Annotated in this window: 14 protein-coding genes; 3 read left to right on the forward strand and 11 right to left on the reverse strand. The window is 64.1% G+C overall.

Features of this window, described 5'->3' with window-relative positions; genetic code table 11:
- Position 1: 1 nt before the first annotated feature.
- From der to JHX87_RS07900, 11 genes are all read right to left on the reverse strand, one after another.
- Entirely contained in the window at positions 2-1,486 is a 1,485-nt protein-coding gene (gene der, locus JHX87_RS07850) for a ribosome biogenesis GTPase Der (RefSeq protein ID WP_271885840.1), read from the reverse strand.
- A complete protein-coding gene (locus tag JHX87_RS07855; protein WP_271885838.1) occupies positions 1,483-2,811 on the reverse strand; it encodes an outer membrane protein assembly factor BamB family protein in 1,329 nt (442 codons plus the stop codon). Before JHX87_RS07855 ends, der begins: the two co-directional genes overlap by 4 nt.
- 41 nt (positions 2,812-2,852) lie before the next feature.
- Positions 2,853-3,521, reverse strand: a complete 669-nt coding sequence (locus JHX87_RS07860; RefSeq protein ID WP_271885836.1) for a tetratricopeptide repeat protein — start codon at positions 3,519-3,521, stop codon at positions 2,853-2,855.
- Between the two features lie 91 nt (positions 3,522-3,612).
- Positions 3,613-4,161 carry a hypothetical protein gene (locus JHX87_RS07865; protein ID WP_272833907.1) on the reverse strand — a complete coding sequence of 183 codons (549 nt, stop codon included), beginning with the start codon at positions 4,159-4,161 and terminating at the stop codon, positions 3,613-3,615.
- A gap of 221 nt (positions 4,162-4,382) precedes the next feature.
- The gene (locus JHX87_RS07870; RefSeq protein WP_271885832.1) at positions 4,383-4,982 is read right to left on the reverse strand and encodes a superoxide dismutase; all 600 of its coding nucleotides are present in this window, start codon (positions 4,980-4,982) and stop codon (positions 4,383-4,385) included.
- A gap of 160 nt (positions 4,983-5,142) precedes the next feature.
- A complete protein-coding gene (locus tag JHX87_RS07875) occupies positions 5,143-5,661 on the reverse strand; it encodes a sarcosine oxidase subunit gamma (protein ID WP_271885830.1) in 519 nt (172 codons plus the stop codon).
- A complete protein-coding gene (locus JHX87_RS07880; RefSeq protein ID WP_271885828.1) occupies positions 5,654-8,584 on the reverse strand; it encodes a sarcosine oxidase subunit alpha family protein in 2,931 nt (976 codons plus the stop codon). Before JHX87_RS07880 ends, JHX87_RS07875 begins: the two co-directional genes overlap by 8 nt.
- Entirely contained in the window at positions 8,581-8,916 is a 336-nt protein-coding gene (locus JHX87_RS07885; protein ID WP_271885826.1) for a sarcosine oxidase subunit delta, read from the reverse strand. Before JHX87_RS07885 ends, JHX87_RS07880 begins: the two co-directional genes overlap by 4 nt.
- Positions 8,917-9,252: a TfoX/Sxy family protein gene (locus JHX87_RS07890; RefSeq protein WP_271885824.1), complete on the reverse strand. Its 336-nt coding sequence runs from the start codon at positions 9,250-9,252 to the stop codon at positions 8,917-8,919.
- Positions 9,253-9,360: 108 nt separating this feature from the next.
- Positions 9,361-9,579: a hypothetical protein gene (locus JHX87_RS07895; protein ID WP_271885822.1), complete on the reverse strand. Its 219-nt coding sequence runs from the start codon at positions 9,577-9,579 to the stop codon at positions 9,361-9,363.
- A 91-nt stretch (positions 9,580-9,670) separates the two neighbouring features.
- Positions 9,671-10,933: a sarcosine oxidase subunit beta family protein gene (locus JHX87_RS07900; RefSeq protein WP_271885820.1), complete on the reverse strand. Its 1,263-nt coding sequence runs from the start codon at positions 10,931-10,933 to the stop codon at positions 9,671-9,673.
- Positions 10,934-11,125: 192 nt separating this feature from the next.
- On the opposite strand from JHX87_RS07900, the gene ccmI reads away from it, so the two are divergent.
- From ccmI to JHX87_RS07915, 3 genes are read left to right on the forward strand one after another with little or no spacing between them, the layout of a single operon-like run.
- Positions 11,126-12,337 (forward strand): c-type cytochrome biogenesis protein CcmI, encoded by a 1,212-nt coding sequence (gene ccmI, locus JHX87_RS07905; RefSeq protein WP_271885818.1) that lies wholly within the window; start codon positions 11,126-11,128, stop codon positions 12,335-12,337.
- A complete protein-coding gene (gene ruvX, locus JHX87_RS07910; RefSeq protein ID WP_271885816.1) occupies positions 12,334-12,810 on the forward strand; it encodes a Holliday junction resolvase RuvX in 477 nt (158 codons plus the stop codon). The genes ccmI and ruvX overlap by 4 nt, the downstream gene beginning before the upstream one ends.
- Positions 12,807-13,004, forward strand: a complete 198-nt coding sequence (locus JHX87_RS07915; RefSeq protein WP_271885814.1) for a DUF1289 domain-containing protein — start codon at positions 12,807-12,809, stop codon at positions 13,002-13,004. The genes ruvX and JHX87_RS07915 overlap by 4 nt, the downstream gene beginning before the upstream one ends.
- Positions 13,005-13,029: the final 25 nt, after the last annotated feature.

Genomic DNA, 13,029 nt, shown 5'->3' on the forward strand with positions numbered 1-13,029 from the left:
CTTAGCTGCCCTTGGGCTTTTGCCGGTTCTTGTGCTTGGACAGGGCGCCCGACTGATTGATCTTGTTCGCCTTGGCCCTGTAGGGGTTGTCATTGCCCTGATCGCGAAAGAACAGCCGGATCGGCGTGCCGGGCATGTCGAAATCCTGCCGCAACCCGTTGATGAGATAGCGCTGATAGCTGTCGGGCAGCTTGTCGGTATGCGTCGCCTTGACGATAAAGGCCGGCGGGCGCGTTTTCACCTGCGTCATATAGCGCAGCCGGATGCGCCGACCGCCCGGTGCCGGCGGCGGGTGGCTTTCGGTCATGGCCTCAAGCCAGCGGTTCAGCCGCGCGGTGGACACACGGCGGTTCCAGACCTCATGCGCCTTCAGGATCGCGTTATGCAGCCGGTCCAGCCCCTTGCCCGTGCGGGCCGAGACGGTGACAAGCGGCGCGCCCTTCAACTGCGGCAGCAGCCGTTCGAAGCTTTCGCGCAGCTCTTTCAGCTTTTCGGGCTTGTCGTCTTCCAGATCCCACTTGTTCGCCGCAACAACCACGGCGCGGCCTTCGGTTTCGGCAAAATCGGCGATACGCAGATCCTGCTGTTCGAAGGGGATCGCGACATCCAGCAGGACGACGACCACCTCGGCGAAACGCACGGCGCGCAGACCATCGGCCACGGACAGCTTTTCAACCTTATCCGTCACCTTGGCACGCTTGCGCATCCCGGCCGTGTCGAAGATCCGCATGGGCGTGCCCATATAATCGGTCGTCACGCTGATCGAATCGCGGGTAATCCCGGCCTCGGGGCCGGTCAGAAGGCGATCTTCGCCGATGATCTTGTTGATCAGGGTCGATTTGCCGGCATTGGGCCGCCCGATCACCGCCAGTTGCAGCGGACGCTGGGCCGAAGGGCGCCAGTCTTCCTCGCCCTCGCCGCTTTCGGCGTCCTCCTCGGACAGATCCACGTCGGTTTCCGCCGCGATGGGCGCGGGGCGATCCGCCTCGATCTGATCGGCCAGCGGCATCAGCACGCGATAGAGATCGTCCATCCCCTCGCCATGTTCGGCCGAGATCCGCAGCGGCTCTCCCAGACCAAGGGCATAGGCTTCCATCGCCCCGGCCTCGCCCGCGCGGCCTTCGGATTTATTCGCGGCAAGGATCACATGTCTGGCCCGGCGGCGCAGGATATCGGCGAAATATTCATCCGCCGCCGTCAGCCCCGCCCGGGCGTCGATGACGAACAGGCAGACATCGGCCTCGTCCACGGCCCGTTCGGTCAGGCGGCGCATCCGCCCCTGCAGGCTGTCATCCTCGGCCATTTCCAGACCGGCGCTGTCGATCACGACAAAACGCAGATCGCCCAGACGGCCCGCGCCCTCGCGCAGATCGCGGGTGACGCCGGGCTGGTCATCGACCAGGGCCAGCTTCTTGCCGACCAGACGGTTGAACAGGGTCGATTTGCCCACATTGGGACGGCCAACAATGGCGAGGGTAAAGCTCATCTGAATGCGATCAATTGGCCCTGACGCGACAGGACGTAAAGGGTTTGCCCTGCGACAACAGGGGCCGAGGCCGCGCCGCCGGGGATGGCGGCCTGACCGACCAGTTGCCCAGAGCGCGGATCGAAAGACCGCAGCACCCCGTCAGAGGATGCGACGAACAGGCGCCCACCGGCCAGCACCGGGCCAAAATGGGCATAGATGCTGTCCTGCCGCTTGACCTTGGTGTCGGTATAATAGGGCATGTCGACGCGCCAGATCACGCCGCCGCTGGCCGCATCCAGACGGATCAGCTGAGCCTGATCATTCACCGCAAAGACCGAACCGCCGGCAACGACCACCGGGCTGTTGGCACCATCGCGGCTGGACCAGTTCTCGATCCCGGTGGCGAAGTCGATGGAATTGATCCGCCCGGCAGAGCTGCCACCATAGACATTCCCGCCCGAGATCACCGGATCGCCGGTCAGATCGCGGATGGCGGTATAGGCGCGGCCACGCCGCGTCCCCGCCACCTGAGAGGTCCAGCGCGTCAGTCCGTCCGCCGTATTCACCGCCATCAACTGCCCCGAGGAGAAGCCGAAGATCACCGTATCGCCCTGCACGGCGGGCACGGTCACGCCCATGATCCCCGCCGTCGACGGGTTGCCCGCCGTCTGCCACAGCACCTTGCCATCCGAGGCCCGAACCGCCCAGCCGACATTGTTGCGCGCGGTGACATAGACGACGCCATTCTGGACCGCCGGGCCGCCACCGATCGGCGCATCGACACGCTGGCGCCACAGCACCCCGCCCGAGCGCGCATCCAGCGCCACCAATTCGCCAAAGCCGGTGGTCACAAAGACCCTGCCGGATTCATAGGCCACACCGCCGCCCGAGACGCTGTAAGAGGTTTCCAGCGCAGGCGTCACGTCGGTGGACCATGCCGTCCCACCCGACACGGCCGAGGCGGTCACCCGCGCGCGGCTGTCCAGCGCATAGACCAAACCCCCGCCCACGACAGGATCGCCGCTGATGCGGTGGCGGCGATCATTCGCCGCCCCGATCCTGTTCGCCCAGATCTGCGTGGTGCCCGTCCCAAGGGCTGGATGGCCCGGCTGATGCGCGGGATTGCCGCCGCGCTGCGTCCATTCGGCATTGCTGCGCGGTGCCGCCAGCGACAGGGCGGTCGAGGTGACAGGCGCCGGACCCTGAATAGCCGGCCCATCGGGCGAGGTCACGGCCAGCGGGTCAAGCCGTTCACCGGGCAGGATGACCTCACGATCCCCGCAGGCGGACAGACCGAATGCAACAGCGGTCATGGCCAAGGTCAGTCGCAGCGTGGCGGTCATGCTCGCCTCTCCCTCGTCTTTTCTTTTTCGCTCCGCCGCGATCAGCCCGCGGAGGCGCTTTCCGTCATTTCGGGCTCTTCGCCCAAAGCGATCATCATCTCGGACAGGCGACGACGCAAGGCCTGGCTCAGCCCGTCTTTCTGCTGGATCTGCCGAATCAGGCTGATCGCGTCATCCTTGCGTCCCGCATCGATCAGCGCGATGGCCTTCTGTTCCAGCGCAAGAAGCTCGAACGGGGCGCCCGCACGCGACAGGCGTGCCAGGATCTCGTCGCGTTCGGTCGGCTCCATCGCAGCGCCTTGCAGGATCACCAGCTTCAGCTTTGCCAGATCCTGCAGCGCGGTATCGCTTTCGGGATCATTTGCCACGGCACGCAGCGCCTCGATCGCGGCATCCTTGCCGCCCGCCTCGGCCCAGTCGCCCGCCGCCAGCAATGCGCCGACGATGCGGCGGCCTTCGGACCCGTCCGGGTCGATCTGCATGATCGCCGCCGGATCGCCCGTCTCTTCCGCCGCCAGCACCGCATCGCCCCAGTCGCGGGCGCGGGTTTCATCGCGTGCCTGACTGTATTCGCGCCAGATCACACCGCCCACGATCAGCAGCACGATCAGCAGCGCCAGCCAGCCCCAACGGCGATACAGCCGGAAAAGCCGCTCTCGACGAAGGTCGTCGAATACCTCATCAATGAAACTGTCGTTCTGGTTGGCCATCGGCGCCTTCCGCAAAGTTTGGTTGCGCCCGGTCATATACCGCGATGATGGGAAATGCCAATGCCGCAAGCATGATCTGTGGGCTGACCGATCATCCGAAAATGAAATCGTCCCGGGTCACTTCGCCAAGAGTTGTCCCGTGATACGCCGACAGCGCGTCCGAACCGCGCTCGGCACCCGCTGAATCGGGTTTCGCGACGCTGTTCTGCGCCGTCAGGGGTACAGGGTCATTCATCAGAAGCTTGCTCAGCGCGGATGGAAAATCAATCTGGAACTCTCGCTCGACGATTACGCCGAATTCAAAGTGATCTTCGGGCAAATCGGCACCGGAACCCGTACCAAGCATCGAAAAGACGGATTCCACCAGCGGAAGATCGCCCCAGGACGCCTCGGCACTGTCGCTATAGACCTTGATCTCGAACACTTCGTTCAGGTGATGGAAGTCGCGGGCGCTGAGTTGCAGGGAAAATCGCTCATCCGCACCCAAGAGCAGAGCTTTCGACAGCGATGCACGCTGCGCCGGTTCGACCGAGCTGACCCAGGCATCCGCCCGCAGATCGGCGACATGTCCCGAAAGCGGCGTCACTTCGACAAAGACGGTCTCGGATCTGGGGATATCCTGCTCGATCCAGAAGCTCATTGGCGCCTGTTTCCCGCGCACAATATCGCGCTCCCCCAAATCTGAGGAGATGGTCCAACCATTACTTTGCGCTATGATCGGCATTCATCCACGGGCTTAAAAGAAAATCTATTCATCCTTTCAGCCGATCTGAACCGAGTCAAACATTATTAATGAATGCACATAAACAAAACCCGCTGCAAACTGCAGCGGGTTTCATTCTTGTCACAATTGCAGGGCAATCACATGCGCGAGGCCACGTTTTCCCAGTTGACCAGCTTATTGAGGAAGTTTTCCAGATACTTCGGCCGCGCATTGCGGAAATCGATATAATAGCTGTGTTCCCAGACATCGCAGCCCAGCAGCGCGGTCTGGCCAAAGCACAGCGGATTCACGCCGTTTTCGCTTTTCGTCACCTCAAGGCTGCCATCGGCATTCTTGACCAGCCATGCCCAGCCAGAACCGAACTGACCGGCACCGGCTTCCGAGAATTTCTTCTTGAACTCATCGACCGAGCCGAAAGACTCGGTGATCGCCTTTTCAAGCTCGCCGGGCATTGCGCCCGAATTCGGCCCCATCATTTCCCAGAACTGGCTGTGGTTCCAATGCTGGCTGGCATTGTTGAAGATGCCGTTCTGCGCGACAGCGCCCTTTTGATAGGTGCCGGTCACGATATCTTCCAGCGATTTGCCTTCCCATTCGGTGCCCGCGACCAGCTCATTCAGCTTGTCGACATAGGCCTTGTGGTGCTTGTCGTGGTGATATTCCAGCGTTTCCTTGGACATGCCGCCTTCGGCCAGCGCGTCATGGGCGTAGGGAAGATCGGGAAGCGTGAAAGCCATTTTATTGTCCTTCCTGAAAGGGTTGCTGTTTCGGTCGGGCGCACAGTCCCGCATTCGTCCAGACAACGCAAGAGCCATCGGCCAAGTTCCTGAGCGCAAGCCAGAGGCGCGCGCAAGATGACGAAAAAAACGCGCGCCCTGCCCTTTTCAACGCCTCGTCTTAGCGCGGGGCCAACTGGCTACCCCCGATGGCGGCATTGTTCAGGATCAGCGCCAGATAATCGGCGGTCGAGCGGAAGCCGATCAGGCGGAAACCGCCCTCGACCCGCCAGATCGCGGCGGCGGTCTGGGCCGCGCGGCTGCGGCGCAGGCTACCCGGCTGCAATCCCGCGACATCGACGGGCGACAGCTTGGTCAGGACATCCGCCGCGTCCGGGCCGATCACGTCGAACACGGCCCGCGCATCCGACACATTCGCCACCAGCGCATGTTCCCCCGACAGCGCCTGTTCCAGATCGGCCATCGCCGCGGCCGTTTCAGCCACTGGCAGGATCAGCAGCAATTCATCGGGCGACATCCAGCCCAGACTGCGGCTGCCGTCGCTGGTGATCTGCGTCGCCCCGGGCAGGGACAGACCCGCGGCTTCGGCAATCGCCTCTCCGGCGCGGTCGAAATCGGCGCGGATCGTGACCATGCCAAGGCCCTCGACGCGGGTGATTTTTGCAAGCGCCTCAGCCATTCAGACGGCTCCCTTCCTTGTCATAGAATACCGGATCGACAATGCGGGCCTTCATCACCTCACCCGAGGGCATGGGGAATTCCAGTTCCTGCCCCATCCGCTCCGGTCCGTGCCGGACCAGCGCCATGGCGATCGGGCGATCCAGCGTCGGGGAATAATAGCTGGAGGTCACGCGTCCCTGTGTCTTGCGCTGGCCATTGGCATTGTGACCTTCATCAACCGCATAGGCGCCATCTGGAATGACCCGGTTGTCCAGGCTTTCCAGCCCGACCAGTTGCCAGCGCGCACGTTCCTTCATGAAGCTGCGGGCCTGAGCACGCTTGCCGATATAATCGGCCTTCTTTTTCGAAATCGCCCAGTTCAGCCCCAGATCCTGCGGAATGATGGTGCCGTCGGTTTCATCGCCGATCATGATAAAGCCCTTTTCGGCCCGCATGACATGCATCGCCTCGGTCCCGTAGGGCGTGATGCCCAGATCGCGACCGGCCTCGTGCAGCTTGTCCCACAGGTCCAGACCGCGACCGGCAGGCACGGCGATCTCATAGCTGAGTTCGCCCGAGAAGCTGATGCGATAGATCCGCGCGGGAATGCCCGCCAGATGGCCCTCGGCCCAGGTCATGAAAGGCAGCGCCTCTTGGGACAGGTCGATATCGCCATCCAGACGCTGCAGCAATTCGCGCGCCTTCGGTCCAGCGACGGCGATCTGGGCATATTGTTCGGTCAGGTTGGCGGTATAGACCTGCCAATCCCACCATTCCGTCTGCAGCCAGTCCTCCATATGACCATGGATGCGATCCGCACCGCCCGTCGTGGTGTGGCACAGCCAGCTGTCTTCCGACAGACGCGCGACCACGCCATCATCCATCAGGAAGCCATTCTCGCTGCACATCAGGCCATAGCGGCATTTGCCGACCGGCAATGTGGACATCATATTGGTATACAGCATGTCCAGCAGCTTGCCCGCATCCGGTCCCTTGACCACGATCTTGCCAAGGGTCGAGGCATCAAGTGTCCCGACCCCGCGACGCACGGCCAGAATTTCGCGATTGACGGCCTGATGGCGGTCCTCGCCGCCCCGCGGATAGCAATAGGGGCGGCGCCAATGGCCGACCGGCTCCCAAGAGGCGCCGTGACCCTGATGCCAGTCATGCATCGGCGTCTTGCGGATGGGCTGAAACGCCTCGCCCCGCGCGTCGGCGGCGATGGTGGCCAGGGTCAGCGGCGTATAGGGCGGGCGGAAGGTGGTCGTGCCGGTCGCGGGGATGGGCTGCGACAGCGCATTGGACAGAACCGCCAGACCGTTGATATTGCTGACCTTGCCCTGATCCGTCGCCATGCCCAGCGTGGTATAGCGCTTGGTATGTTCGACGCTGGCATAGCCTTCGCGCGCGGCCAGTTCGACATCGCTGACCTTCACGTCATTCTGGAAATCCAGCCACATCTTGGCCCGCAGCTTATAGGGCGCGTTCTGGGGCATGACCCAGACCGGCATGGTCACGGCCTCGCCCCGTTCCAGATCGCCTGCGCTGCGCAGATCGCCATTCGCCGCCCCGGTGACCGAGACATTGCCCTGCCCGTCCGCGCCACGCGGCGGACGCTCGGGATCAGGGCGGAACATCGCCTCGGCCTCGTCCCACAGCAGCTTACCGCCGCAATGGCTCCACAGATGGACGACGGGGGACCAGCCGCCGGACATGGCGACCACATCGCAGTCCAGCGTGCCCGTGGGCTGGCCGTCGCCCTGCTGCCTGCACAGGACCACACCCTCGACATGGCGGCCGCCCTTGACCTTTGCGATGCCGGTCCGGGTCAGCACCGGGATATCAAGCGCGCGCACGGCCTGCGCCAGATCGCCATCGGCGGTGTCGCGGGCATCGATGACGGCCACGACCTCCAGCCCCGCGCGATGGGCGGTCAGGGCGGTACGATAGGCGTCGTCATTATTGGTCACGACGACGATGCGCTTGCCCGGTGCGACGCCGTAATCGACGATGAAATCGCGCACGGCCGAGGCCAGCATCACCCCCGGCACATCATTGCAGGCAAAGGCCAGCGGACGTTCCAGCGCCCCGGTCGCGGTGATCACATGGCCCGCCCGGATGCGCCACAGGCGCTGACGCGGGATGCCCTGATTGGGATCGTGATCGGCCAGCGCCTCGCGCGCGATCAGGTAGCCGTGATCGTACAGCCCGGTCGCCATGGTATTGCGGCGCAAGGTGACATTTTCGCGCGCCGCCAGATCGGCCAGAAGCTCGTCGATGACCTGCGCCCCGGTGTCGTGATCGACAGGGGTGCGCCCGCCCCAGACAGGCCCCTGCTCCAGCACAAGGACGCTTTGCCCCTGATCGGCGGCCTCTTGCGCGGCGCGCAGCCCGGCGATGCCGCCGCCGACCACGACCAGATCGGCAAAGCCATAGGCCTGCTCATAGCGGTCGGGATCGGGATCCGTCGGCGCCCGGCCCAGACCCGCGCTGCGGCGGATGATCGGTTCGAAGACATGTTTCCAGAAGGGGCGCGGATGCATGAAGGTCTTGTAGTAGAAGCCGGCCGGGAACAGCGGCGACAGCCAGTTGTTCACCGCGCCGATATCGGCATCCAGCGAGGGCCAGCAATTCTGGCTGCCCAGCACCATGCCCTGCTGCAGGGTCGTCGTGGTGGCACGCTGGTTCGGTTCGAACCGGCCGCCCTGCCCCAGGCCGAACAGGGCGTTCGGCTCTTCCGCGCCGCTGGCCAGCGGGCCGCGGGGGCGGTGGTACTTGAAGGATCGGCCCATCAGCATCTGGCCATTGGCCAGCATGGCCGAGGCCAGCGTATCGCCCTGCAATCCGCGCAGGTGGCGACCGTCAAAGCGGAACGGGATCTGGAAGGCGCGGTCGATCAGGCGACCGCCCTGTGGCAGGCGGTAAGGAGCGGTATGGGTCATTCGGCGCTAGTCCAATCGGGGTTCCAGTCCGGGCGAGCCTTGCGGATCGCGGCGACGACATCTTCGGGCGGGTTCGGGGTCTGTGCCTTGTAGGTGGCATAGACCTGAAGCGTGGCGGTATCGCGGGCGGCCAGAAACCATTTTCCGCAGCCATAGGCATGGCGCCAGCGTTCGAAATGCACGCCACGGGGGTTCTTGCGATCGAAGAGATAGGCCTCGAACTGGCGGTCATCGCCTTCGGGGCCCACGCGTTTCAGATGCGCCTCGCCCCCGGGCGCAAGTTCGGTTTCCTCGGCGGCGATGCCGCAATAGGGACAGGTCAGGATCAGCATCTAGACATCTTTCGCAGGCAGGTGAGAGACGAAATCAAGCGACATGCGCGCCAGAGACTGGCGCAGACTGTCATCGGCAAGCGGATCGCCCGACAGCCAGACATAGCCCGGCGCGGCGCGGCCGCCCTGGACCATCGGCCGGGTTCCGGGAAGGGTGAGCGCCCGCGCCTCGGCCGAGCGCCCGACGCGGTACATGGCCCGGCCCTGGCGCGCAGCGCAGAGCATATGTCCGTTCAGCAGATAGCAGAGCCCGCCGAACATGGCGCGGCTGCTGATGCCTGCCGGGTGGCCGAGGTCGTCGAGCATGCGGGATTCGAGTGCGGGATCGCGCGTCATGGCCGTCCCCGCCTGTGCGGGAAAGCCGGGGGCTGACTGCCCCCGGACCCCCGTGGATATTTTGGCACAAAAGATCGGGAATGCGGTGATCCCGTCCTGCCTGCGGCCTTAATTGGCCGGTTCGACCGCGATTGCGTCGCCCGGATCGTCGGTTGCGGGCGCGTCAGTGGCCGGATCGTCAGGCGTTTCCACCGTGACGGCTGAATCGACACCCTGTTCAGCCGTGTCCGGGCCGTCGCCCGACATGAGAAAGAACAGGAGCGCGACCACCACGACGACCCCGCCGATGATGAACAGGAGCCTGTTATTGCTGTTTCCGTCTGCCATGTGTTTCCCTTTCGGAAGTCGGTTGGACGCAAGGAAAATTCGCATCCCGGCAGATAGGTTCCAGCGCTGTGCGGGCTCGGCAAGACCATGCCTAATGCGCCACGCCGGCGGCCACGGATTCGTCGATAAACCGCCCTTCGCGGAATCGGTTCAGCCCGTAATCGGCCGCAAGGGGCCCCGGTTTGCCATTGGCGATCAGTTCCGCCATTGCCCAGCCCGAGCCGGGGATGGCCTTGAAACCGCCGGTGCCCCAGCCACAATTGACGAAGATATTGTCGACGGGCGTGGTCGACAGGATCGGCGAGCGGTCGCCGGTCATGTCCACGATCCCGCCCCATTGGCGCAGCATTTTCAGCCGCGAGATCATCGGGAAGGTTTCGACCAGCGCACGAACGGTTTCCTCGACATGGTGCCAGGAGCCGCGCTGCGTGTAGTTGTTGAAGCCGTCCGTGCCGCCGCCGATCACCATTTCGCCCTTGTCGGATTGCGACAGGTAGCCATGGACCGTATTCGCCATGACCACCACATCCATGCAGGGTTTGATCGGTTCGCTGACCAGCGCCTGCAGCGCCACGCTTTCGATCGGCAGGCGGAAGCCCGCCATCTCCGCGAGTTGGCTGGAGTGACCGGCGACGACCAGGGCCAGCTTGTCGCATCCGATCCGGCCTTTCGAGGTGTTGACGGCGCGGACCTGACCGGCCTCGGTCTCGATCCCCTGCACCTCGCAATTCTGGATGATATGCATGCCCATGTCGGAACAGGCGCGGGCATAGCCCCAGGCCACCGCATCATGCCGGGCAGTGCCGCCGCGCGCCTGATAGAGACCGCCCAGAACCGGATAGCGCGGCCCGTCCAGATTGATGATCGGCACCAGTTCCTTCAGTCGCGCGGGCTCGATCCATTCGGTCGAGACGCCCTGAAGATTATTGGCATAGACCGTGCGCTTGTAGCCGCGAACCTCATGTTCGGTCTGGGCCAGCATGATCAAGCCGCGCGGGCTGAACATGATATTGTAGTTCAGATCCTGCGACAAATCCTCATAGAGCTGCAGCGATTTATTGTAGATCGCGGCCGAGGGATCCTGCAGGTAATTCGAGCGGATGATGGTGGTGTTGCGCCCGGTATTGCCACCACCCAGCCAGCCCTTTTCGATCACCGCGATATCAGTGATGCCGAAATTCTTGCCCAGATAATAGGCCGTCGCCAGACCGTGTCCGCCCGCGCCGACGATCACCACCTTGTATTTGTCGCGCGGTTCGGGATTGGCCCATGCCCGCTGCCAGCCGGTATGCTGGCGGAACGCTTCGCGCGCGATGGCGAAGATGGAATAATGGCCGGAGCGAGGTGACGGCATCAGGGACCCCCAGAAAAATTCTTGCGTCAGCATGGCGGCAGGTCGCGACATGCTCAAGACAGCATGCGGCAGATCAAGGCGAATTGCGACATCTTCGAAGCGATGCTGTCATATCCGTGATCGGCTGCGACAGCTGTGCGCTTTCAGTCGCGGCGGTTTCACACTAAGGGAAGGGGAGAACGGAGGACATGCATGTTCTGGATCATCTGTGCGGCGCTGGTCTTGGTCGTCGCAACCGCCATCCTCAGCCCGATCCGGCGCGCGCGCAGCGAAACGCGGGCGGAACCGGCGGCGGCCTATGATTTGCAGGTCTATCGCGACCAGTTGCGCGAAGTGGATCGCGATCTGCAGCGGGGCGTGATCGGGGCCGGGGATGCGGCGCGGCTGAAAACCGAGATCGGGCGCAAGATCCTTGAAGCGGACCGGCGGCTGAGCGAAAGCCAGCCGCAATCGGGCGGCGGCGCGTCGGTGCTGCCTGTCGCGGCTCTGGCGCTGATTCTGGTTGCTGCGGGCGGCCTTTACTGGCGACAGGGCGCGCCCGGTGCTGCCGATATGCCGATGGCCGAGCGGCTGCGGACCGCGCAACTGTCCTATGACAACCGCCCCTCGCAGGCGCAGGCCGAGGCTGCCGCGCCCAAGGCCGCGCCGGTCGAGATGTCCGAAGAGGATCAACGCCTGATCCAGCAGCTTCGTGAAACGGTGGCAGCGCGTCCCGATGATGCGCAGGGCCTGACCTTTCTGGTGACCTATGAAACCCGCAGCGGCAATATCGCCGCCGCGCGCGAGGCGCAGCAGCGGCTGATCGATCTGCGCGGCAGCAAGGCGACGGCCGATGACTATATGCGGCTGGGCGCGCTGATGGCCGAGGCGGCAGGCGGCATCATCACGCCAGAGGCCGAGCGCGCCATCGGGCAGGCTTTGCAGATCGATCCCGGTCAATCGCAGGCCCGCTATCTGATCGGGCTGATGTATCTGCAGAACGGCCGACCGGACCGCACCTTTGTCATCTGGCGCCAGTTGCTGGAAGAGGGGCCGGAAACCGCACCCTGGATTCCGCTGATCCGCGCCTCGATCCCCGATCTGGCCTGGCTGGCCGGAGAGCCAGATTATACCGCCCCTGCCCCGACCGGCCCAAGCGCCGCGGATATGGCCGCGGCCCAGGATATGACCCCGCAGGAACGGCAGGAGTTCATTCGCGGCATGGTGGCGCAGCTTGAGGATCGTCTGGCCACCGATGGCGGCAGTCCCGAGGAATGGGGGCGGCTGATCTCGTCTCTCGTCGTGGTCGGTGAAGAGGAGCGCGCCCAAAACATCTGGGCCGAGGCGCAATCGACCTTTGCCGCCTCACCCGAGGCGCTTGCCATGTTGCGCGCTGTGGCGGAAAACGCGGGGCTGGGCGAATGATCCATGACGACATCACGGATTTTGCCGGCGCATTGCCTGCTGCCGGGGCGATTGCGGGGCTGGATCTGGGGACCAAGACCATCGGTGTGGCCGTCAGCGACGGCCTGCGTCAGGTGGCCTCACCGATCAGCGTGATCCGGCGTAAGAAATTCACGCTGGATGCGCAGGAATTGCTGACAATCGCGGCAGAGCGTGGGCTGGTCGGTCTGATCCTTGGTCTGCCGCGCAATATGGATGGCAGCGAAGGCCCGCGCGCGCAGTCCACGCGCGCCTTTGCGCGTAATCTGAGCAAGCTGACGGATCTGCCCATCGGCTTCTGGGATGAGCGTCTGTCCACAGTCGCGGCAGAGCGTGCGCTGCTGGAGGCCGATACCTCGCGCAAGCGCCGGGCCGAGGTGATCGATCAGGTCGCGGCAGGTTACATTCTGCAAGGCGCACTGGACCGGCTGCGTTATCTGGCGAGACCGGCGTGATCCAAAGCCCCTGCATCAATATCTGCGTCATGGACAAGCAGCAGGATCTTTGCGTCGGCTGCTATCGCAGTCTGGCCGAGATCGCCGACTGGGGCGGCATGACGCCTGCTGAACGGCAGGCCATCATGGCGCAGCTTCCGGGCCGCAGGCAGGCGCTGAAAGACAGGCGCCGCCGCGACAGGGCGCGGGATTAGCCGCGCGGCGATTTCGCCACGCGGG

Origin of the sequence: Paracoccus fistulariae (genome assembly GCF_028553785.1) — a bacterium.
GTDB lineage: Bacteria > Pseudomonadota > Alphaproteobacteria > Rhodobacterales > Rhodobacteraceae > Paracoccus > Paracoccus fistulariae.

Excerpts from the sequence above, each read along its gene's own strand:
- der (WP_271885840.1), bottom strand. The coding sequence starts at position 1,486 with ATGAGCTTTACCCTCGCCATTGTTGGCCGTCCCAATGTGGGCAAATCG.
- JHX87_RS07855 (WP_271885838.1), bottom strand. The coding sequence starts at position 2,811 with ATGACCGCCACGCTGCGACTGACCTTGGCCATGACCGCTGTTGCATTC.
- JHX87_RS07860 (WP_271885836.1), bottom strand. The coding sequence starts at position 3,521 with ATGGCCAACCAGAACGACAGTTTCATTGATGAGGTATTCGACGACCTT.
- JHX87_RS07865 (WP_272833907.1), bottom strand. The coding sequence starts at position 4,161 with ATGAGCTTCTGGATCGAGCAGGATATCCCCAGATCCGAGACCGTCTTT.
- JHX87_RS07870 (WP_271885832.1), bottom strand. The coding sequence starts at position 4,982 with ATGGCTTTCACGCTTCCCGATCTTCCCTACGCCCATGACGCGCTGGCC.
- JHX87_RS07875 (WP_271885830.1), bottom strand. The coding sequence starts at position 5,661 with ATGGCTGAGGCGCTTGCAAAAATCACCCGCGTCGAGGGCCTTGGCATG.
- JHX87_RS07880 (WP_271885828.1), bottom strand. The coding sequence starts at position 8,584 with ATGACCCATACCGCTCCTTACCGCCTGCCACAGGGCGGTCGCCTGATC.
- JHX87_RS07885 (WP_271885826.1), bottom strand. The coding sequence starts at position 8,916 with ATGCTGATCCTGACCTGTCCCTATTGCGGCATCGCCGCCGAGGAAACC.
- JHX87_RS07890 (WP_271885824.1), bottom strand. The coding sequence starts at position 9,252 with ATGACGCGCGATCCCGCACTCGAATCCCGCATGCTCGACGACCTCGGC.
- JHX87_RS07895 (WP_271885822.1), bottom strand. The coding sequence starts at position 9,579 with ATGGCAGACGGAAACAGCAATAACAGGCTCCTGTTCATCATCGGCGGG.
- JHX87_RS07900 (WP_271885820.1), bottom strand. The coding sequence starts at position 10,933 with ATGCCGTCACCTCGCTCCGGCCATTATTCCATCTTCGCCATCGCGCGC.
- ccmI (WP_271885818.1), top strand. The coding sequence starts at position 11,126 with ATGTTCTGGATCATCTGTGCGGCGCTGGTCTTGGTCGTCGCAACCGCC.
- ruvX (WP_271885816.1), top strand. The coding sequence starts at position 12,334 with ATGATCCATGACGACATCACGGATTTTGCCGGCGCATTGCCTGCTGCC.